19 protein-coding genes are annotated in these 19,364 nt (G+C 56.5%); 6 read left to right on the top strand and 13 right to left on the bottom strand.

All coding sequences use genetic code 11. The annotated features are described in order from the left end of the window. Positions 1 to 47: 47 nt before the first annotated feature. Positions 48 to 596 (top strand): superoxide dismutase family protein, encoded by a 549-nt coding sequence (gene sodC, locus M2Q46_RS14160; protein ID WP_009463437.1) that lies wholly within the window; start codon positions 48 to 50, stop codon positions 594 to 596. Between the two features lie 36 nt (positions 597 to 632). Then, the gene (locus M2Q46_RS14155) at positions 633 to 1,160 is read left to right on the top strand and encodes a pyridoxamine 5'-phosphate oxidase family protein (protein WP_302357507.1); all 528 of its coding nucleotides are present in this window, start codon (positions 633 to 635) and stop codon (positions 1,158 to 1,160) included. A gap of 87 nt (positions 1,161 to 1,247) precedes the next feature. Here M2Q46_RS14155 and M2Q46_RS14150 read toward each other — a convergent pair whose 3' ends face one another. The 7 genes from M2Q46_RS14150 to M2Q46_RS14120 all read right to left on the bottom strand — a co-directional run bounded on the left by M2Q46_RS14150 (position 1,248) and on the right by M2Q46_RS14120 (position 8,650). Further along, entirely contained in the window at positions 1,248 to 2,288 is a 1,041-nt protein-coding gene (locus M2Q46_RS14150) for an AbrB family transcriptional regulator (RefSeq protein ID WP_302357506.1), read from the bottom strand. Positions 2,289 to 2,367: 79 nt separating this feature from the next. After that, the gene (locus M2Q46_RS14145; RefSeq protein ID WP_115634487.1) at positions 2,368 to 3,891 is read right to left on the bottom strand and encodes a tripartite tricarboxylate transporter permease; all 1,524 of its coding nucleotides are present in this window, start codon (positions 3,889 to 3,891) and stop codon (positions 2,368 to 2,370) included. Continuing rightward, positions 3,888 to 4,325, bottom strand: a complete 438-nt coding sequence (locus M2Q46_RS14140; protein ID WP_035270589.1) for a tripartite tricarboxylate transporter TctB family protein — start codon at positions 4,323 to 4,325, stop codon at positions 3,888 to 3,890. The genes M2Q46_RS14145 and M2Q46_RS14140 overlap by 4 nt, the downstream gene beginning before the upstream one ends. A 94-nt stretch (positions 4,326 to 4,419) precedes the next feature. Beyond that, positions 4,420 to 5,412 (bottom strand): tripartite tricarboxylate transporter substrate binding protein, encoded by a 993-nt coding sequence (locus M2Q46_RS14135; protein WP_035270195.1) that lies wholly within the window; start codon positions 5,410 to 5,412, stop codon positions 4,420 to 4,422. 124 nt (positions 5,413 to 5,536) lie between these two features. After that, on the bottom strand, positions 5,537 to 6,943 hold the full coding sequence (locus tag M2Q46_RS14130; protein ID WP_035270193.1) for a sensor histidine kinase: 1,407 nt from the start codon (positions 6,941 to 6,943) through the stop codon (positions 5,537 to 5,539). A 24-nt stretch (positions 6,944 to 6,967) separates the two neighbouring features. After that, positions 6,968 to 7,651: a response regulator gene (locus M2Q46_RS14125; RefSeq protein WP_035270192.1), complete on the bottom strand. Its 684-nt coding sequence runs from the start codon at positions 7,649 to 7,651 to the stop codon at positions 6,968 to 6,970. A 66-nt stretch (positions 7,652 to 7,717) separates the two neighbouring features. Beyond that, a complete protein-coding gene (locus M2Q46_RS14120) occupies positions 7,718 to 8,650 on the bottom strand; it encodes a LysR family transcriptional regulator (protein WP_009463447.1) in 933 nt (310 codons plus the stop codon). 103 nt (positions 8,651 to 8,753) lie between these two features. Here M2Q46_RS14120 and M2Q46_RS14115 point away from each other — a divergent pair, with 103 nt between their 5' ends. Then, a complete protein-coding gene (locus M2Q46_RS14115; RefSeq protein WP_035270190.1) occupies positions 8,754 to 10,076 on the top strand; it encodes an MFS transporter in 1,323 nt (440 codons plus the stop codon). 20 nt (positions 10,077 to 10,096) lie between these two features. Beyond that, on the top strand, positions 10,097 to 11,047 hold the full coding sequence (locus M2Q46_RS14110; protein WP_302357503.1) for a carbon-nitrogen hydrolase family protein: 951 nt from the start codon (positions 10,097 to 10,099) through the stop codon (positions 11,045 to 11,047). 139 nt (positions 11,048 to 11,186) lie between these two features. Here M2Q46_RS14110 and M2Q46_RS14105 read toward each other — a convergent pair whose 3' ends face one another. From M2Q46_RS14105 to M2Q46_RS14080, 6 genes are all read right to left on the bottom strand, one after another. Beyond that, positions 11,187 to 11,606, bottom strand: coding sequence for a helix-turn-helix transcriptional regulator (locus tag M2Q46_RS14105; protein WP_035270189.1), 420 nt, complete (start codon positions 11,604 to 11,606; stop codon positions 11,187 to 11,189). Positions 11,607 to 12,306: 700 nt separating this feature from the next. Further along, complete coding sequence (locus M2Q46_RS14100; protein ID WP_302357502.1) at positions 12,307 to 14,415, bottom strand: TonB-dependent receptor; 2,109 nt, start codon at positions 14,413 to 14,415, stop codon at positions 12,307 to 12,309. Positions 14,416 to 14,438: 23 nt separating this feature from the next. Next, on the bottom strand, positions 14,439 to 14,882 hold the full coding sequence (locus tag M2Q46_RS14095; protein WP_035270184.1) for a CopD family copper resistance protein: 444 nt from the start codon (positions 14,880 to 14,882) through the stop codon (positions 14,439 to 14,441). Continuing rightward, on the bottom strand, positions 14,879 to 15,580 hold the full coding sequence (locus tag M2Q46_RS14090) for an ABC transporter ATP-binding protein (RefSeq protein ID WP_302357501.1): 702 nt from the start codon (positions 15,578 to 15,580) through the stop codon (positions 14,879 to 14,881). Before M2Q46_RS14090 ends, M2Q46_RS14095 begins: the two co-directional genes overlap by 4 nt. Further along, positions 15,573 to 16,352, bottom strand: a complete 780-nt coding sequence (locus tag M2Q46_RS14085; protein WP_302357500.1) for an ABC transporter permease — start codon at positions 16,350 to 16,352, stop codon at positions 15,573 to 15,575. The genes M2Q46_RS14090 and M2Q46_RS14085 overlap by 8 nt, the downstream gene beginning before the upstream one ends. Next, positions 16,349 to 17,461 (bottom strand): ABC transporter substrate-binding protein, encoded by a 1,113-nt coding sequence (locus M2Q46_RS14080; RefSeq protein WP_302357499.1) that lies wholly within the window; start codon positions 17,459 to 17,461, stop codon positions 16,349 to 16,351. Before M2Q46_RS14080 ends, M2Q46_RS14085 begins: the two co-directional genes overlap by 4 nt. Before the next feature lie 229 nt (positions 17,462 to 17,690). Here M2Q46_RS14080 and M2Q46_RS14075 point away from each other — a divergent pair, with 229 nt between their 5' ends. Both M2Q46_RS14075 and M2Q46_RS14070 read left to right on the top strand, forming a co-directional pair. Beyond that, entirely contained in the window at positions 17,691 to 18,404 is a 714-nt protein-coding gene (locus M2Q46_RS14075; protein ID WP_302357498.1) for a Crp/Fnr family transcriptional regulator, read from the top strand. An 87-nt stretch (positions 18,405 to 18,491) separates the two neighbouring features. Beyond that, positions 18,492 to 19,166, top strand: a complete 675-nt coding sequence (locus M2Q46_RS14070) for a DUF1971 domain-containing protein (protein ID WP_239054811.1) — start codon at positions 18,492 to 18,494, stop codon at positions 19,164 to 19,166. Positions 19,167 to 19,364: the final 198 nt, after the last annotated feature.

The raw sequence follows: 19,364 nt of genomic DNA, 5'->3' as shown, positions 1-19,364 counted from the left end.
TAGGCTGATCTAACCTTCTGTTTTATTTCAGCAAAGGAATCAGCCTTATGCGTTTTTCTTCCTTCAAAGCGCGATGCGCAATGGTCTTGGCCACCGCAGGCGCCACCCTTGCTTTATCCGCCCCCTCGCTGGCCGATGTCATCATCCCCATGAATATGGCTACCGAAAGCGGTGCTGGGGAACAGATCGGCCAGGTTAGCGTCCGTCAGACAGAGCATGGTTTGGTTTTCACGCCAGACCTGAAAAACCTGAAACCCGGTGTACATGGCTTCCATGTGCATGAGAACGCCAGCTGCGCCCCCAGCGAAAAAGACGGCAAGGTAACGCCTGCCGGAGCAGCGGGCGGCCACCTGGATCCTGCAAAAACCGGCAAGCACGGCTTCCCATGGGGCAACGGCCACTTGGGCGACCTGCCCGCCCTGTATGTACAGGCTGACGGTACCGCCAGCACACCCGTTCTGGCCCCACGCCTGAAGTCCTTGGATCAGATCAAGGGCCGCTCCCTGATGATTCACGAAGGCGGTGACAACCACTCCGACCACCCCGCGCCCCTGGGCGGCGGTGGCGGACGCTTTGCTTGCGGGGTGATTAAGTAAGCAGTGTTAACTCTTCAACCTTCTCAAGGAGATGCCATGAACGAAACAATTGAATCTTCCTTTGAACATCTGCAAGAGATTATCAAGGACATCCGCTTTGCGATGTTCGTCACCCATGCGGCCAATGGCGAACTCCATGCCTGGCCCATGACAACCCAGAAGGCAAAAATGGGTTCGACCCAAGAGGACTATGAGCATGACAAGCTATGGTTCTTCATGTCGCGCAGCAGTGACCCGGTCAGTAATCTGAGCGCCAATCCGCATGTGAACGTCAGCTATGCCGATCCTAAAAGCGACACCTATGTGTCGGTGTCCGGTATGGCCCGCGTGGTCGACTCCATGAACCAGAAAGAACGCTTCTGGAACACCATGACTGAAGCCTGGTTTGCCGAGGGTATTACCGACCCCGATCTGGCGCTGGTGTGCGTGCATATTGATAGTGCGGAGTACTGGAGCGTGCGCGAAGGCAAGCTGGCACAAGCCGGAAAAATGCTGAAAGCCACCCTGATGGGCGAGCGCCTGACCGAGATCGGCGAGCATGGCAAAGTCACGCCAAGCCGCTAACCCTCTGTCGCAAGCCACCCTTTCTTGATGCAAAAAAAAGCCCGGTCAGACACCGGGCTTTTTTCATCAGGCTGATACGAACAGCCCTCAACTCAGTTTTAAGTAGCGGGCAAGACGGGTATATAAAGGTCCGGTCAACACCAACACGCAAACCATGCGCGCCACCTGAAAGGAAGTCACCATCGGCGCTCCCAATTGCAGCACTTTGGCGGTAATCGCCATCTCTGCAATGCCGCCTGGGCTAACGCCAAGCACCAACGTGGGATAGGCAATATCGGAAAGCCGATACAGGCCATAGGCAAAGGCAAACGCCAAGCACAGATTGATCAGGTTACTGATGGCAGCGACCCCCAGATACCTGGGAGCACGACGGAAAAAGTCCGGCTCGAACTTGTCGCCCAGAGCCCAGCCAATGCACAGCTGCCCCAAGTTGGAAATTTGTATCGGCAGGCCCGACAAAATAATGTCGTTATACGTAAGAATGGCCACCACCAACAAAGGGCCTAGCACCCAAGGGTTGGGCAAACGCAAGATTTGAAAGAGGAAGCCGGCCACACTGCTTAACAGCACCAGCAGAGCCAGACCAGGAAGGTTCAAAAAATCAGGCCGTACGACAGCTCCCGCCTGCTCCCCCGAAAAGCCCAAAGCCTCGAACGCGAAGGGAATAATCACTACGACCATCAGCACCCGCAAACCATGTGCAGAGGCGACCAGATCCGGACGTGCGCCATAACGCTCCGCCAGCCCCGTCATCTCGCTGGCTCCTCCTACTGCACTGGCAAACCAGGCAGTACGCAGATCCGTACCGGCATAACGAGTCAGCATGAATGTACCTATGCAGCACAAGACCAGCGCAAACACCATGCCCATCACGATAAACAGAGCATTACTGCCAATCAGATGCACCATGGCCGGAGTGAAATACAGCCCCAAGGATGTTCCAATAACCCATTGACCTGCGTTGCGCGCCAGCGGCATGCAGGCCCCCGGACTGCCTGCCATTTTGGTAGCTGCCGTCAAGATCAGGGCACCCAACATCCAGGGCAAAGGCATACTTAGCCAACTGGCCACCAGGGCACCAAGCAGGGCCACCCCAAAACCCAGGGCAATTCGAAACCAGATAGCCATAACAAAAACAACAAGGCCAGGCCGCAGCCTGGCGCTTTCTCCCGATAAAAGCCCCACCGAAGCGGTGGGGTCCCCCTATTTATGTCTCGTCGTGCAGTTGCTTGCGTCCTGCAATACGACGCAGCACGATCGGACCTACACTAACCAAAACGGCCGCGATCCACAAGGCAATTGAAACTTTGCTCTCGAACAGAATACCGATTTCACCGTTCGTGATGGACAGCGCGCGACGCAGATTCTGCTCCATCATATTGCCCAGAACCACTCCCAGCACCATCGGTGCCATGGGCACGTTCATCTTGCGCAGGAAGTAGCCCAGAAGGCCGATACCAACGACCAGCAGCAGATCAAAGCTCGTGCCATTGATGGCATAGACCCCGATATAGCTGATCGCCAAAATACCAGGCACCAACAGGCGCGGAGGAATAGCCAGCATGGAGGCAAAGACCCGCACCATGGGCACGTTCATCAAGAACAGCATGACGTTGGCGACCATCAAGGAAGCAATCAAGCCCCACACAATCTGTGGCTGAGACTCAAACAGCACCGGCCCTGGCGTGATGTTGTACAGCGTCAGGGCCCCCATCATGACCGCCGTTGTTCCAGAACCTGGCACGCCCAGTGTCAGCATGGGAATAAAGGAGCCGGTTGCAGCACTGTTATTGGCCGCCTCTGGCGCAGCCAGGCCACGCATATCGCCCTGGCCAAACATGGCATTGGGATCTTTGCCTTCGATATATTTTTTCTCATTGGCGTAGGCCACCGCAGAGGCCACACTGGCCCCGGCACCGGGCAGGATACCGATAAAAAAACCCATCACGCCACCACGCACGGTGCTCCACCAGGTCATGCCCAGCTCTTTCAGGTTAAAGAGCTTGCGCTTGCTTTTAGGTACTTCGATCGACACGCCACCCAACAGGTTTTCCAGCATCTGCAACATCTCTGCCACAGCAAACAAACCAATTACGACAACAACAAAATCAATGCCGTCTGCCAGGTTCGGAATATCAAAGCTGTACCGATATACCCCCGAGTTGGCGTCCACTCCCACCGTAGAAATGAACAGGCCCAGCATAGCGGCCAGGATACCTTTGACTGGCTCATCCCCCAACAAACTGGTCAGCGCACAAAAGGCAAACACCATCAGCACAAAATACTCGGCCGGGCCAAAGGCAACCGCCCAGCCCGCCAGCATGGGAGCCAGCAGCACAATACCGCAGATGGCAATGGTGGACCCGATGAACGAGGAAAAAGCCGACAGGGACAAGGCCACACTGGCCAAACCTTTGCGCGCCAGCGGATAACCGTCCAGCGTCGTCATGACCGCTGCCGCTTCACCGGGCACATTGATCAGAATGGAGGTAATACGACCACCATACTCCGCACCCACATACACAGCGGCCAGCAGGATCAGAGCAGACTCCGGAGGCAGCTTCATGGCAAAGGCAATCGGCACCAGCATGGCTACACCATTAATCGGCCCCAGCCCAGGCAACACGCCCACAATGGTGCCGATAAAAGCGCCAATCGCGGCGACCAGCAGATTCTGGGCAGAAAAAGCAACGCCAAAGCCTACGCTCAAATAATCAAGAATCGAGCTCATAACCACTCTCCCAGGATGCCGTAGGGCAGAACCACATCCAAGCCCAAATCAAATAGCAGAAACAGCCCCACTCCCATCGCCAGCCCGCCAATCAGGGCCTGCTTCCAGCTACCGCCAAACAAACGGCCTACCAAGGTAGCCATCAGCGTGGTGGCAATGATGAAACCCAGCCACTGAAACAGCCAGGCATAAGCCGCCAGGTAGGCCACCATCATCAAGATGCGGCCATTGGCTCCACTGGGGTTGGCAGGCACAGTCCCACCACCTTTGATAATCAGGCGCAGCCCGCATAAAGCAATGATCAAGGCCAGCAATAAGGGAAAGGCCTTGGGCCCAACAGGTTCATAGGAAAATGGGGGCTCTAGGTCGTAGCCAAAAGCGGTGATCAAGGCAGCGAGCACCAGCGCGCCCACGCCTAGTACGCGATCATTCAGCGTCATGATTGGAATCTCCGGATTCACCCGCCATGGACGACGGGGCAGACAGGCGGCACTCCCGGCGCAAACCGGCCGGGAGTACCGTAAAAACTTACTTCTTGATCAGGCCAAACGAGTCAGCCAATTCTCGATACTGAAGTACTTGTTGTTTTACGTAAGCATCCAGTTCCTGGCCGCTCATATTGAAGGGGAACAGGCCCTGCTGGGTTTGCATGCGAGCAAACTCGGGCGTTTTCATCAGTTGCTCGAACGCCTGAACCCACCACTGATATTGCTCGTCAGAGACTTTGGGGCCCACATAAAAGCCGCGAATAATAGGCCACTCGATATCAAAGCCCTGCTCTTTGGCCGTGGGAATCTCGGCCAGCGCACCGTCCAGTCGCTTATCGTTAAAGACAGCCAGAACACGAATAGGCGCTCCACCCTCCAGCATGGTGTGAGCTTCGGCTGCATCACCCATATAGGCCTGAATATGACCACCGCGCAGGGCCGTCATCGCCTCGCCACCGCCCTCAAAGGCAACAAAGCGCATTTTGCGGAAATCCACATCTGCGGCACGGGCCGTCAACGCAGCCTTCATCCAGTCCTGCCCACCCACGGAACCACCCGCTCCCAGAACAATCTTGGTCGGGTCGGCCTTGAAGGCCTCCATCAGGGATTTCAGGTCCTGATAGGGTGAGTCCGCACGCACAATAGCCACGCCGTAATCACTGCCAATCGACGCCAGCCAGCGCACGTCCTCTACCGAATATTTGCCAAACTTGCCCTGTGCCAGATTCAGCAGGGAGCCACCCGAGAAAGCAGCAATCGCATTGCCGTCGCCCGGGCGCTGCGCCACGATATGGTTATAGGCCACCGCCCCTACACCGCCGGGCATATAGACGGTGCGCATGGGATTTTCCAGCAGCTTGGTTTCCAGAAAACCGTTCACGGCTACACGACAGGTCAGGTCAAACCCGCCGCCTGGCTGTGCTGGAGCAATACACTCAGGCTTGGAGGGTTGCTGGGCCTGTACGCCACTCAGGCTGCTCAAGCCCAGAATACTGCTGGCCAGTAGCACCCGTAGTTTCATGTGGATAGTCATTGATTCGCCTCCAGGAGGATCTTAGTCGTTGTAATGGGTGCGACCTTACCGGAGCGAAGCTTTCGCCTACCTTTCAATTTCGCCAAAAAACACGATTTTCAAGGGTATACCCTGAACAATCCAATCAGTGTTCAAGCGAATCAAACTCCAAACGCACAATCAAACCACGCTGCTGCGGGCCTGTCCGCAAGCTCATGCGGGCGCCATGAATCTGTGCAATAGCCTGTACGATCGCCAGCCCCAAACCGGAGCCCTGCAAGGCCTTCCCCGCCTCGCCACGCCTGAAACGATGGCCCGCCTTGGCCATATCATCAGCACTCATACCCGGACCATCGTCTTCAACCTGAATGCTGCACACCGGCCCTTCCTTGCGCACCGTTACCGTAATGCATGCAGCACGTGGGCAGTACTTGATGGCATTGCTGACCATATTGCTTAAAGCCTGTTGCAAGAGCCAAGCCTCCCCGGCTACCCGAACAGGGGTGGAGGGCGCGTCCAGGCCCAGGTCCTGACGCTTGGACCTCGCCAGGCTCCAGAGCTCATCCACCACCAGCCCGGCTTGCTGGCACAAGTCGACTGTGCCCAAGGCCGCGCGGGTGCGTAGCTGGTCAGCAGCATCGCGAACCCTGGACAAGGCCACCATTTGATGCGTCATCTGAGCCGTGTTGTTCAAGCGTAATTGAATTGCCTCCAGCACCTCCTTCATTTCATCGGTCTTGGCCAGAGACAGGGCAAAATCCACCTGGGTCAGCAAAACAGCCAAGGGGGTTTTCAACTGGTGCGAGGCATCGTCCAGAAACTGCTGTTGCTCGCGTGATTTGCGTGCATAACGATCCATATGCAAATTGATGGTCTGTACCAAAGGCCGGACCTCTCGCGGCAGGCTGGCCTCGCTGATCGGTTCCAGATTATCGGGGGAACGATGCCGTACCTCGGCGCTCAACTTGCGCAAAGGGCGTAGCGCCAGCAAGGTGCCAACCAGAATCAGAATAATGAAAAGGCTGAGCACCGCCACGTCCTGAATCAGATTCTGGATAATGACTTTGCGTATGAAAGCATGGCGCTCGCTCAGGTTTTCACCAGCCTGAATCAGAATTCGGCTGTCTTGATAAGTCTGCAGGCGCCCATCCGACTCCAGCGCCACCGCCGCGATGCGCAAGGGCTCTCCCAGATATTCAGCGTCATAGAAAACGGGTTGATTACTGAGCAGACGCCGCACGGGCAGCGGCATACCGGTAAAGCCAATTTCCGATAAACCATCTTCAGTAGCCACCCTGAAATACACCTGACTGCTGATGGTGTACTCCATGAACTCCATCATGTAGTAAGACTGCTCCATCGCCAGCCCGCCACTAATGGTCAAGACATTGGACGACATGGACTTCAAGGCACCGGCCAAAGCCCGGTCAAACGCGGCGTTGACCTGATCCTTCAGAGTCATGCTGGAAACAAACAGGGACACGCCCGAGGTCAGCAAAGCCGCAGGAATCAGCATGAACAACAAAGTACGACGCAGACTGCTTAAGGCCATATTTGCCCCCGATAAGGCAATACGCTAAGGCTCATCATCGCCCACAGGCTCCAGGCAATAACCTACGCCGCGCAAAGTGACGATATGGACATCCGAGGACTGCAGTTTCTTGCGCAAGCGATGCACCAATACCTCGATAGCTTCGATATTGATTTCATCCTCATCCTTGTCATTGAGCCGATCCAGGATGAACTGCTTGTTCACAGGTTCTCCGCTACGCTGCACCAGAATACGCAGTACCTCGGCCTCACGCGGTGACACGGACAGAAGCGCCGAATCCAGCGTAAAGCGCTGTGTGGACAAGTCATAGACCAGGCTGCCACACGCCATACGCGGTTTGTCCTTGCCCCGGCTACGACGAATCAGGGCATTAACGCGCGCCACCAGCTCTTCAATACGAAAAGGTTTGGGTAAAAAATCATCCGCCCCACACTCCAGGGCTTCCACTCGCTCCTGCAAGGAGTCGCGAGCCGTCAAAATCAACACGGGAGTCCGGTTATCCTCCGAACGCAGACGTGCCAGCAAGGCACGTCCGTCCATGCCCGGCAAGCCCAGATCCAGGACGAGTGCATCAAATTCCTCGATCTGCAAACGATGGTAGGCCACCATCCCGTCGTTGGACCACTCGACTGCAAACCCTTTCTTTTGCATGCTGCGTGTCAGCCACAGGGCCAAATCGGGCTCGTCTTCAATCAATAAAATTCGCATGGCGGGTAGTAGAAAAGAAAACAGAACAGGGGCAATAGTACGCCGCCGGATCGTATCAGCAGCACGTCACTGGCTGACAGACTCGGTCAGCTCCAGCACAAAACGCCGCAACCAGCGGCTTTCTTCATCATGTTCCTTGTTGATGTCCCAAATCATGGACACCACAAAAGATGGCACCCGCAACGGCACCGGCGAGACGGCTAATCGACTATTGCATTCCACAAAGGAACGGGCGGCGTAATCGGGCATGGTCAGCACCAAAGGGCTGCCAATAATGGCGTTGATTGCCCCGGAAAAATGCGTGAACGAGGCCTTGACCTTGCGCTGCAGTCGCTCGGCATCAAAGAGTTCATCGACAAAGCCGCGCAAGCCGTCAAAGGACACCCGCCCATGATGAGCATGCAGATACTCCTGCTTGCTGATGGGGGTTGAAAACGCAATGGACTGCTTATCGTAAATGCAGATATAGGAAGCGGAAAACAGCACTTGCGACTTGTGCATGGTGCTCAGAAATTTGGGGCTGGAGCAAATCGCCAGATCCGCCCCATGCTCCACCATGCTTTGCGGCCACAAATAGCTATTGGTTTGGTAGAAGGAAAAACTGATCGTCCAGCCCTGCTCGTCAGCCATGCGAATCATGCGTTTGGCCAGCATATTTTCCAGATCGTCGGACAAAGCGATGCGAAAAACCCGGCTGGAGCGAGCTGGGTCGAACTCCTGCTCGGATGTGACCAGCGCCGAGATGCTTTTCAGGGCCTCGGATATCTGCGGGGCAATCTCCAAGGCCCGATGCGTAGGCGTCATTCCGTGCGAACCACGGGTAAACAGCTCGTCATTGAATACCACCCGCAACTTGCGCAAGGACGCGCTGACCGCGCCCTGGGTCAGAAATAGGGCATTGGCGGCCTTGGTCACGCTGCGCTCGTTCATCAAGCACTGGAACACCAGCAGCAGGTTCAGATCCATCCGCCTGATATTAGCGATATTAATGGAAGCCATTTTTCTAATTAGTTTGAATAATTATTTGGCTTGATTAGACTAAAAATCAGCCACAACCACAATAAGGGTCGGGTATTCACCTGCCCTGCTCGAGGAGATCTTTATGGGCACTGCTACCGTCGCCCCTGCACATGCCAAATCGGCCCCCCCAGGCCAGCCGGGCTTAAGTAAAAAACAAGTTGTTGCCGTTGGTATTGGCAACTTCATGGAATGGTTTGACTTCGCGATTTATGGCTACTTTGCAGCCATTATCGGCAGCATCTATTTTCCATCCGACGCCGCTGGCGTTTCCCTGCTCTCGTCCCTGGCCGTATTTGCCGTGGGTTTTGTCTCGCGCCCCTTTGGCGCCCTGATTCTGGGCCCCATAGGCGACCGCTTTGGCCGCAAGACCGTGCTGATGATTACCGTCTTTGGCATGGGCGTGTTCACCACTCTGATTGGCCTGCTGCCTGGCTATGACACCATCGGCATTACGGCTCCTATCTTGCTGGTTGTGCTGCGCTTCCTGCAAGGCATGATGGTGGGTGGCGAGTGGTCCGCTGCCGGTATTTTCCTGGTGGAAAGCGCCCCCTCCAACCGTCGTGCCACCGCCGCCAGCGTGGTGACCTTCACCGCCGGCATCGCCTTCCTGTTGGGTACCGCCACCGCTGCCGCCATCAACGCCACGCTGACCGAAGCCCAGGTCTACAGCTGGGGCTGGCGTGTGCCCTTCGTGCTGTCGATTGTGATGACTTTCATTGCGGTCTTTATCCGTCGCAAACTGAACGACACCCCCGTCTACCACGAGCTGCAGGAAAAGAAAGCCAACAACACACTGGAGCGCGTCTCGTCCAAGGACAAGTTCAACGCCTTTGTTCTGTCCTTTGCGTTCTCCGCCCTGTTCCTGGTGTCGCTGTACTACTTCATCACCTACGCCAATAACCACCTGGTTTCCATCCTGGGAATGAGCAAAACCTCGGCCCTGTGGCTGTGCAGTGCCTCGTTGGTGGTGTATTGCATCTTGCACCCGCTGGTTGGCCGCTTCTCGGACCACTACGGTCGTCGCAAACTGGCGCTGTTTGCCGCTGCGGGTCTGACCATCATGGCCTACCCGATCTTCATCATGATGAACTCCGGCAAACCCGCGCTGATCCTGCTGGGCCTGATCATCATGGCTTTCCTGGTAGCCATCTCTGCCGTCATGAACGTGGTGCTGCTGGTGGAAGTGTTCCCCGCCTCGATTCGCTCGACCGGCGCCGCACTGGGTCACAACGTCTCGTCGGCACTGCTGGCTGGCCCTGGCCCCTTCATTGCTGCCGCCCTGATCCAGTACACAGGCAACCCCAACGTACCGGCCTGGTACCTGGCTGCCGTATCCCTGGTGTGCTTCCTGATCCTGTATACCCGCCTGCCTGAAACCAAAAACGTGGACTTGTCCGCAGGCTGACCTTTAAAGGAGACCTAGTTATGAGCAAAGTTGCAGTTATACAAGCGGCATCCATCCCGTTTGACTCTGCCAGCAGTGTAGAAAAAGCCGCCGCCATCTTGCAGCGTGTGGCTGCCAATGGCGCCACCCTGGCTGTCTTTCCCGAAGCCTTTCTGGGCGGGTATCCCAAAGGCATCAGCTTTGGCAGCGTCATCGGCAACCGCCGTCCTGAAGGCCGTGCCCTGTACCAGATGTATGTGGAAGGCGCTGTCACCCTGGGGGGCCCTGAACTGGAAGCACTGGCCGATGCCGTTACCCAAACCGGTGTCTACACCGTGATGGGCGTAATCGAAAAAATGGGCCGCACCCTGTACTGCAGCGCTCTGACACTGGCTCCGGGCAAAGGCGTGGTGGGCATCCACCGCAAACTGATGCCCACCGGCCAGGAACGTCTGGTCTGGGGCTTTGGCGATGGTTCCACCATGGGTACTGTCGACACCCCCATGGGCCGAATCGGCAACGTGATCTGCTGGGAGAACTACATGCCCACCCTGCGTCAGACCATGTATGCCCAAGGCACCGAACTGTACTGCGCTCCCACGGCAGACGACCGCCCTACCTGGGCCTCGTCCATGATTCACATCGCCGTCGAAGGCCGTGTGTTTGTGCTGTCCGCCTGCCAGGCCATCCGCCTGAACAACTACCCCGAGTCCTTCCAGAAAGAATTTGCCCTGCCCGGCGAATTTGCTCCGGACAGCTACGTGATGCACGGCGGCAGCATGATCGTCAGCCCCACCGGCGAAGTGCTGGCCGGCCCGGTGTTTGACGAAGAAACCGAGCTGTACGCCGAACTGGATATGGACCTGCTCAAACAGGCCAACCTGGACTTTGATGTTTACGGCCACTACTCGCGCCCCGACATCTTCTCCCTGCATGTAGACACCCGAGCCAAGCAGGTAGTGAAACTGCAAACCGAAGACTCGGCCGAGTAAAACCAGCCAAATCCTGCACCAAAAAACCGGCCCCATCGCGCGATAAACGTGATGGGGCCGGAACTGCTTTTGAGCCTGGCACAAGCTGCTGCCTGCACCTGCCCTTTCCTGTCGTCGCTTTCTTTTTAATCCCTTGGCACTAGCTCAAAGCCAAAGGTTCCAGCACGGGCTGATACGGAGACATCTGCAACTGCGTCTCGTCCAGACCCATTCCCTGCGCCAACAGAGCCAACATCGTCAGGCTCAATGGAACAAGACCTTTCTCGATCACGTTGTATTCCGCCACACTGATTCCCAAACGACTGGCCAAACGCTCGCGCTTGATCTCCAGATACTCGCGCCAGGCACGAATCAGGGTCCAGCGATGCGTTCGCATATCCTTGAGCACCACATACGGAATACCCTTGTCCGAACGCACAAAACGCGGTGCGGCCATCAACTTGCGCACGCACTCATCATTCATGGCATCTCGTGTCAACAGATGGGCATACAGCACGGCCTGCTCGGGCAAAGTGCGAGGATCAATATCTTCAGTGGTCAACAAGTATGTATTCATCATGGCTGACAAACCTAAGGATGTAAGAGAACGGTGAACCCTGAACTTACCGACCCATTCCACCCCGGTCTGTCAGATAATTCTGAAAGTGCACCCTGACCGCCCTATCGGCTGATCCTGATCAAGACACACATCCAAACAGACCAAAAAAAAGCCTCTGAACACGTCAGAGGCACTCTTCCACAGCACTACACAACAACAACAACAACAACAACAACAACAACAACAACAACAACAACAACAACAACAACAACAACAACACCAATTCAGATACAAGCGGGCCTTAATCCACCCAGACACAGCGTCATAAACCCGTGGCCTATCCAAGGCACCGTGCAATGAAAACCCAAGTCACGCCCCTGTAGTCGGAAAGCCTTAAGGCAAGAATTCCCTGTGAGCCCCTCTGGCCTGCGCCGGGGCCTTGGGGCGATTCAGAGTGCTTGCCGCAGGCGAGAGATCAGGCAGGGGTTCAAGCACCCAGCTGTTTGAACCCGACGCTTGTACTTGGTCCGGGGGACCAAGTACCGGGTGAGTTCTGGGTGCGCCCTGCCTGATCTCTTGACAAGGGAACCGGTGCGTAGCACCGGCAAGTGCTCAAGCCCCAAGGCCCCGGCGCAGGCCAGAGGGGCGTCTCCACTGAGGCAATCCCTACTTAATCCTGATGCAAAAACCTCAAGCCCAAGAACCGAGGCATCAAAAACAATCAGAAGTTATATTTCACCCCACCAAAAAAACTCCTGCCATTGCCCGCCAGATAAGTGGGCATCGCCTCCGACGCCGAGCGTCGAATCACATAGCTGCTGGCGTAAGTCTTATCAAAAATGTTATCCGCCATCAGATAAGCACTCCAATGCTTGTCATGCTGATAAGCGACCTTGAAACCCCAAATAGCATAGGCATTTTGATGCGTGCCTTCCACATTCTGATGGTTGGTCGGCGTATCCGAAGCCAGCCAGCGCACGTTCGGCCCAAACCGCCAGCCACCACGTCGATACATCAGTTCTGCACCCAGCAAATGCTTGGGCACCCCGGCAATACGATTGCCTTCATACTCGCCCCCTCGGAAGCGGAAATCACTGTAGGTATAGGACAGACGATAGTCCCAGCGCCCTGCAGCCGGAGCCGGCAAGGAACCGCTCAAACCAGCCTCCATGCCCTGGTGCCGCGTCCGATCAGCATAGTTAAATGTCACCGATGAAGCCCCGGTTGCATCACTGACAGCCATCAACTCATCTTTCACATTGCTGCGATACACGGCCAAAGACCAATCCACAGCCGACTCGCCACTACCCAAACGCCCGGCACCGCCCAGCTCAAAAGTCGTCGCCTTTTGCACATTCAATTCCGTCAGCCCCGTGACGGCCGAACGCACATTCATGGGCTGCGTTACCTCCGCACTGATGATCTCCCAATAGGTCGGCGCTTCATGACTGCGGCTGACATTGGCAAACACCCGCAAATCTTCGGACGGCGACCACACCACACCCAGTTTCGGACTGGCATAGGACCACTTCTGATTCATGGTTTCACCACCCAGACGATTGCGCGCATCGCGCACAGCCTGGCTGTACTTCACATCCCCCACCACTGTCCACTGCGGCGCGACATTCCAGCTCAAGCCCAGAAGCGCATTGCGGTTTTCAGCACGCAAGCGATAGTCCCCAAAGAACAAGGCACGGCTGCCATTGGCCGGGTTCACCGCATACAGTTCACGATCCATATCACTGCGCGCCCAGTCCAGGGCAAGGCGATAATCCAGGCTGCCTTCACGACCAGCCAACTGCCACTGTGCGCCATAGGTATTCCCCTTGGTGGGCGAAGACACCTGCGGATTCGTAAAAGTATCGTCCACCGTCTGCCAGTACAGGCCCACGGTCTGGTTGAAATCCTCGGTACCCCAATAACTACGGTTAGCCAAACGGAATTGAGTGGCCTTGCGATTCGGATCACGCTTATAGACATTGGCCGCCATATCCTGCGGCGTGCCATAGTCCCCCATCACACTGCGCGGATCGCTGTAGAGACGTTCGCGTGGGACCACATTGGGAATATCAAACTTCAAATCCACATAAGACAGGTAGGTGCGATTCTCGAACTGCCCGCGCTTGAAACCGATATTGCCCTGCACATTCGTGCGCTCGGAATCCGAGTGATGGCGATAGCCATCGGCCTTGTCGTGGCTGACGGCCAATCGCCCATCAAACTCGTCCGTCTGAAAACCCTTGGCCGCATACAAGCCCAAACGCCCGAAGCTGCCGCCTTCCACGCTGATGGCATCGCCCTGCGTGCCATTCATCGAACGGAAGTCCAGCTCGCCCCCCAAGGTGGTTGCACTGGGGGACAAGGCATTTGCACCACGCCGCACGCTGATCAAGGAACTGTTGCGCGGTTCCAGAAAACCAATCACAAAAGAGCCGTCCGCCTCGTTCAAAGGCAGGCCATCCTGTAGCAGCAATACACCTCGATTAACCGGATTGCTTTGAATGCCCGAACCCCGAATATTGAGCCGTGGCTGATCAATCCCGCCAAAGAAATCCTGCACCACCAGACCGGGTTGATAATCCAGGGCATCGCGCAAGGTCACCAGACGCAGCTCTTCCTGCGGCTGAATCAAATTGGTACCGCCGGGCACGGCATCCAGACGGGCCTTTTCTTGTCGCAGGTCGGCCTGCAGCACGCTTTGCCCGACAGGCGCCTTGATGACAATGGGAGACAAGGTGGAGGTAGACGGGTCGGCCCAGGCGGCACCCGACCACAGCCCTCCCAGCGCCAGGCTGACCGTCAGCCGACGCAATACAGGAACGTGTGACATCGTATTCTCGATAGAAAGTGAAATTACCAGTGCAGATAAAACATGGTCTTGGCCAGGATCACGATCCCGACCATGTGACAGAACACGCTTAGATGAATGCGCTTGAAATGGATGGACTTCATGCGCCCGGTGCGCCGCAAAGTCATGGCCGTCAGAAAATGACCAAAGACGCTAAGCGCCAACAGAATCTTGATGGTCAAAAACAGGCCCAAAGTGTTATCGAAAGGATGGGCAAGCGCAGCGCGGTGATGCCAGGCCAAACCTATCCCGGCGCTGTACAGAACCAGCAGAACCCAGGGCATGATGCGGCGGGCGCGGTCACCAATGGCAATCTCCAAGGTGCGCATGGCCTCTCGCGGCACGTGCTTGCGTATGCCTTCCAGCATCAGGACTTCAAAAAACACCGTGCCGATGAAAAACAGAGCGGCAAACAGATGGAACAGCAGGATCACGGGATAGGCAGTCATGGCGTCAAAGCCTCCTGAGACAAAAGTTGGGCGTACAAGGAATCGGCCAGACGCTCGCGGGCAGCGGTATCCGCCGGGGCTACCGGTTCAAACAACTGGCCTTGCCCCTTTTGCAGCAGCAGGCAGGAATCAGCGACCCGCATCAATTCACGGGGTTGATGACTGACGTACAGCAGCGCTGCTCCGGTTTCTTCCAGGCAGCGCAGGCAGACTTGAGCCAGGCTATGGCGCAGCGCCGGGTCCAGAGCACTGAAGGGTTCATCCAGCAGCAAAAGATCCGGTTGCAAGGCAAAGGCGCGGGCCAGTGCCACCCGCTGTGCCATGCCACCGGATAGTTCACCGGGCCAGGACTGGGCAATATCGGCCAGCTCCACCTGTCCCAGCCAGTACATGGCACGTTCTTTAGCTTGCGCAGCCGACAAGCCTTGCGCACGCAGCGGAATCTGCACGTTGTCCAGCACGCTGCGCCAAGGCAGCAAACGGGGCTGCTGAAACACCAGCACGGGGTGACGAAATTCGTTCCAGACCTGGCCGGAATCAGGCTTGATCAGGCCCGCAACCAAACGCAGCAAGGTACTTTTCCCTTCGCCACTAGGCCCCAGAACGCCCAGGCGCTGCCCGGCCTGCAAGGTGAAACTTAAATCCTGCAAAACCGGCTTTTGCCCGAACAGGACCTGGACATGGCTGAGCTCAAGCATGACTGTCCTCCCGCCACTGTCCCAGACGACGCTGCAAGGGTTGCAGCAGAACAAATTCAATCGCGGCGACCAAGCCCAGAATCAGCACAACCCAGGCGTACAGCTCGGTGCTGTCAAAGGTGCTACGTGCGTTGGCCAAGGCATAGCCTGCGCCACTTTCTGCACCCAGCACTTCGGCCATCACCACCAGACGAACCCCACCGCAGCAAGCGATCAGCAAAGCGGCAGTCAAAGGAGCCGTCAGAGAAGGCAGATACAGGTGACGCAGACGGCGCCACCAGCCAAAGCGGTACACGTGGCTCATCTCGATCAGATCGCGGTCCACCTGCAACATCCCTTTGACGGTGTTCACGTACATGCCCGGCACCATCATCAGCACCGTCATGAAAATCACCATGCTCGAACCCAGGCCAAACCAAAGCATGGCCAGCACAACGACCACCACAGGCGGAATCGCCATCAATAGCCAACGCAAAGGCTCCAGCAAGCCACGCAGACGCGGGCTGTGTGCCGCCAAAATGCCTAGCGTGAAACCAATGGAGCAACCCACGCTGACGCCAATTGCCACGCGCAGCAGACTGGCTCCGGCGTCATTCAGAAAATGGCCGGACATCATCAAACGCGGAATCGCGCGGGCAGTTTCCATGGGCGAAGCCATCAGCAAGGGCCCCAGAAACATGGCGCTGATCTGCCAGCACAGCAGAATCAGCAGCACACCCGCTACGCCCCATGCACGAGAGCTACGAGCCGTTAAATTCGACTTGCTTTTCATGGTCCATAAAACCCGGCAGCAGGCAGACCACCACCCAAGGCTTGGGGATGCTGATCCGCCAGCAATTGATACAGCGCTTCCAGTTGAGGGCGGATTTCACTGGCTGGACGACTATCCAGACGAGTCTTTTCAATCGCGGTTTGAATTGCCGGAACCGGGAACTGAGGCAAATAGCCATGAACCATTTGGGCGCACTCTTGCGGCTGCTGGCTGCACCAGCGGGCCGACTCGGCATAAGCCCGTTCCACGGCCTGATTCAGCTCGGTATCGTGGGCCACAGTGACGTTAGCCATGACGCCGGCTTGCGGCAGCGCCTGTTGCAAAGGAAAAGCCTGCGCCCAGGCTTGCTCCAGACTTTGACCGCGATGCAGCTCCACCTTCTTCTGCTCCGCCTGCCACAAGAGCAAGGAAGCAGTGGGTTCAACTAGCAAGGCTTGATCGCCCTGGCCGGTCAGCATCAAGGCAATGGCGTCCTGAGCATCGCGCGTACGACGCAAGCGTACAGTTTCCTTACCCCCTTGGGCTTGCTTGGCCAGCAAGGTATCCAGCAAGACAGCAGGCAGATCGCGCTGAAATGGCACCAGCAGTTCCTTACCGGCCAGATCGCTAAAGCTCTTGACGGCGGGATCACGGCTGACCAGCCACAGAATCCCCCAGACCGAAATATTCAGCTGTTTGACGGCCTGCCCCTTGTTGAACATCAAGGCAGACAAATTGCTGGGTGCAGCACTGTAATCCACTTCCTTTTTAGCCAGCAGAACACGCAACTGATCCGGGTTCTGCCACAGACGAAACTCCAGCTTGTCCGTGTATTGGCTCAAGGCCTGGGTCCGCGCCATATGCATCAAGGGATAGGACACCACCGCGCCTGGGCCGGCCAGAGTCAGAGACTCGTAACGGGGAGCGGCCTGGGCACCTGCTACCAGCGAGGCCAGGAGCAAGCCAGGCAAAACACGGCTCAAGACCTTGCGAACGAACATCCCACGGCCATCTCTTTTGGAGTTACCCAGCGTCGTAGAGGCAAACCGAGCACGAACCCGCTCCTTAACCCCACCAAAAACGTGAACCTGTGCCCCGTTTTTTAGATCAAGCTCATCCAGACGGGGCATGGCAGCACGCTTACCTGATAAGCCAGCATCAATTGCCGTGGGGGTAGCCTGATTTAAGGGAAGTCCACGCGCATGGCTGGCTATAGCCTGCTGCCCTCTGTCTGAACGGACACTTTTTGCCTGGGGAGCAGCCCAGCGGCAGAACCCTTGATAGATATATGGCATGAAGATTTGTATAATGAGAACTATTATCAAATGGGAATTCTCCCATCTTCATCCCAGCTCCCCAATGACAAAAGTCAACATGCCCGGCTCGTGTCCAGCTTTGTTTGAATTGCTGGCTCGCCACCGTCTCCTGCGAGGTTTGCCCATCGAGGTCATCCAGCATTTGTGCCGTGACGCTTTGGCTCAAAACGCCAGTTCTGGGCAGATTCTGTTCAATGAAGGCGACGAGGCCCGCTATTGCTTGCTGGTAGACACTGGTCAGGTAGAAATCCTGCGCTACAGCCAAAATGGCGACGAACGTGTTTTCAATGTTTTCGAGCCCGGCCAATTGGTGGCGGAAGCCGCCATGTTCATGCCGCATGGTCGCTACCCCATGTGCGCTCGCGCCAAGGGAACCGTGCGCGTCTACAAACTCTCGCGCAGCAGCCTGCAAGAAGCCTGCCGCCGCTGGCCCGAACTGGCCATGAACATGATGGCGGGCCTGAGCAGCGCCTTGTATGCACAAGTCAATAAAGTGGACTGGATTTCAGCCAGCTCGGCCGCCGAGCGTTTGGCGAACTACTTGCTCAATCTGCAAGCCCGCCAAGGGGAAAAAATCCAGTTACCCTTGAACCAACGGCAACTGGCCGCCCATCTGGGTATACGGGCAGAGACCTTGAGCCGATTGTTCACCGACTGGCAGGCGCGTGGTTACGTCAGTGGCAAGCGCAGCGATTGGCAGGTACATGACCAGGCCCACCTGCGCCGCTTGGCCAGTCCAGCCCAACGCTCTTTTTAAGCGATCGACACACTCATGACTTTTGTCATTTGAGTACTTTTCAAGCAAACCGAGAATGCCGACTTTTAGCTTCTCTGCTTGATACTCATGACACACTTGCCGCCGCAGGCCACTTACACCGAAGCCGACATTCGCCAATTGGTGACCCAGTTCTACGCCCAGGTTCGGCAAGATGCGCAGCTAGGCCCGATTTTTGAACACAATGTGCAGGACTGGGACGAGCATCTGGATATGCTGTGCGATTTCTGGTCGGCCATTTTGCTGGGCACACGCCGCTTCAAAGGGGCCCCGATTGCACGCCATGCCGCCCTGCCCGAGTTATCCTGGCCCTTGTTCGAGCGTTGGCTGGAAATTTTCCACCAAACCACGGCCACGCTGGGCAAACCCACCCTGCAACAAAAGGCAGACGCTATGGCAGACCGCATTGCCGCCAAACTTTGGCAGACCTATCAGGCGCAAAGCAATCAAACGCGCCTGCCTGACACCCTGCCTGAAGGGCTGGAGCGCTACAGCCAATCCCCTGTTTTCACGCCGGACAATTTGCCCGAGGCCTTGCGCCGTGCCCACAACACCAAAGTTGGCACCTGGGGCCTGCTGCGTGTTCAAACCGGCGTGCTGCGCTTTGCTCTGGATCAGGAGCCTTTTACTGAAGTGGTGCTGACAGCCGGACAATGTGTGGCGATTGAGCCCCAAGTTCTGCATCACGTGGAGTTCGAACTGCCCGGCAGCTTTCAGATCGAATTCTTCAAACAAGCCCGCTAAATTGAAAAAATCCCTTGCAAATAGTAGGTGAATACCCGCATCACCGACTACACTTGCGGCTCCGGCGTGAAAACCTCAATAGAATCAAGATTGTCCTTGATCAATTAGACACGCCCTCTTGGCAGTAGCCCATAAGTTCAACGCTTATACTGTTCAACTATAAAACAGGGGCAGAGCTCACAAGGCGCCTCCCCTGAC

This window comes from Alcaligenes sp. YSL9 (assembly GCF_030515105.1).
Classification (GTDB): Bacteria; Pseudomonadota; Gammaproteobacteria; order Burkholderiales; family Burkholderiaceae_B; genus Alcaligenes; species Alcaligenes phenolicus.
This window is presented reverse-complemented; position numbering and strand designations above follow the sequence as displayed.

Bases quoted from the DNA above. Each gene is read 5' to 3' on its own strand.
- sodC (WP_009463437.1), top strand. From the start codon at position 48: ATGCGTTTTTCTTCCTTCAAAGCGCGATGCGCAATGGTCTTGGCCACC.
- M2Q46_RS14155 (WP_302357507.1), top strand. From the start codon at position 633: ATGAACGAAACAATTGAATCTTCCTTTGAACATCTGCAAGAGATTATC.
- M2Q46_RS14150 (WP_302357506.1), bottom strand. From the start codon at position 2,288: ATGGCTATCTGGTTTCGAATTGCCCTGGGTTTTGGGGTGGCCCTGCTT.
- M2Q46_RS14145 (WP_115634487.1), bottom strand. From the start codon at position 3,891: ATGAGCTCGATTCTTGATTATTTGAGCGTAGGCTTTGGCGTTGCTTTT.
- M2Q46_RS14135 (WP_035270195.1), bottom strand. From the start codon at position 5,412: ATGACTATCCACATGAAACTACGGGTGCTACTGGCCAGCAGTATTCTG.
- M2Q46_RS14130 (WP_035270193.1), bottom strand. From the start codon at position 6,943: ATGGCCTTAAGCAGTCTGCGTCGTACTTTGTTGTTCATGCTGATTCCT.
- M2Q46_RS14125 (WP_035270192.1), bottom strand. From the start codon at position 7,651: ATGCGAATTTTATTGATTGAAGACGAGCCCGATTTGGCCCTGTGGCTG.
- M2Q46_RS14120 (WP_009463447.1), bottom strand. From the start codon at position 8,650: ATGGCTTCCATTAATATCGCTAATATCAGGCGGATGGATCTGAACCTG.
- M2Q46_RS14115 (WP_035270190.1), top strand. From the start codon at position 8,754: ATGGGCACTGCTACCGTCGCCCCTGCACATGCCAAATCGGCCCCCCCA.
- M2Q46_RS14110 (WP_302357503.1), top strand. From the start codon at position 10,097: ATGAGCAAAGTTGCAGTTATACAAGCGGCATCCATCCCGTTTGACTCT.
- M2Q46_RS14105 (WP_035270189.1), bottom strand. From the start codon at position 11,606: ATGATGAATACATACTTGTTGACCACTGAAGATATTGATCCTCGCACT.
- M2Q46_RS14100 (WP_302357502.1), bottom strand. From the start codon at position 14,415: ATGTCACACGTTCCTGTATTGCGTCGGCTGACGGTCAGCCTGGCGCTG.
- M2Q46_RS14095 (WP_035270184.1), bottom strand. From the start codon at position 14,882: ATGACTGCCTATCCCGTGATCCTGCTGTTCCATCTGTTTGCCGCTCTG.
- M2Q46_RS14090 (WP_302357501.1), bottom strand. From the start codon at position 15,580: ATGCTTGAGCTCAGCCATGTCCAGGTCCTGTTCGGGCAAAAGCCGGTT.
- M2Q46_RS14085 (WP_302357500.1), bottom strand. From the start codon at position 16,352: ATGAAAAGCAAGTCGAATTTAACGGCTCGTAGCTCTCGTGCATGGGGC.
- M2Q46_RS14080 (WP_302357499.1), bottom strand. From the start codon at position 17,461: ATGCCCCGTCTGGATGAGCTTGATCTAAAAAACGGGGCACAGGTTCAC.
- M2Q46_RS14075 (WP_302357498.1), top strand. From the start codon at position 17,691: ATGACAAAAGTCAACATGCCCGGCTCGTGTCCAGCTTTGTTTGAATTG.
- M2Q46_RS14070 (WP_239054811.1), top strand. From the start codon at position 18,492: ATGACACACTTGCCGCCGCAGGCCACTTACACCGAAGCCGACATTCGC.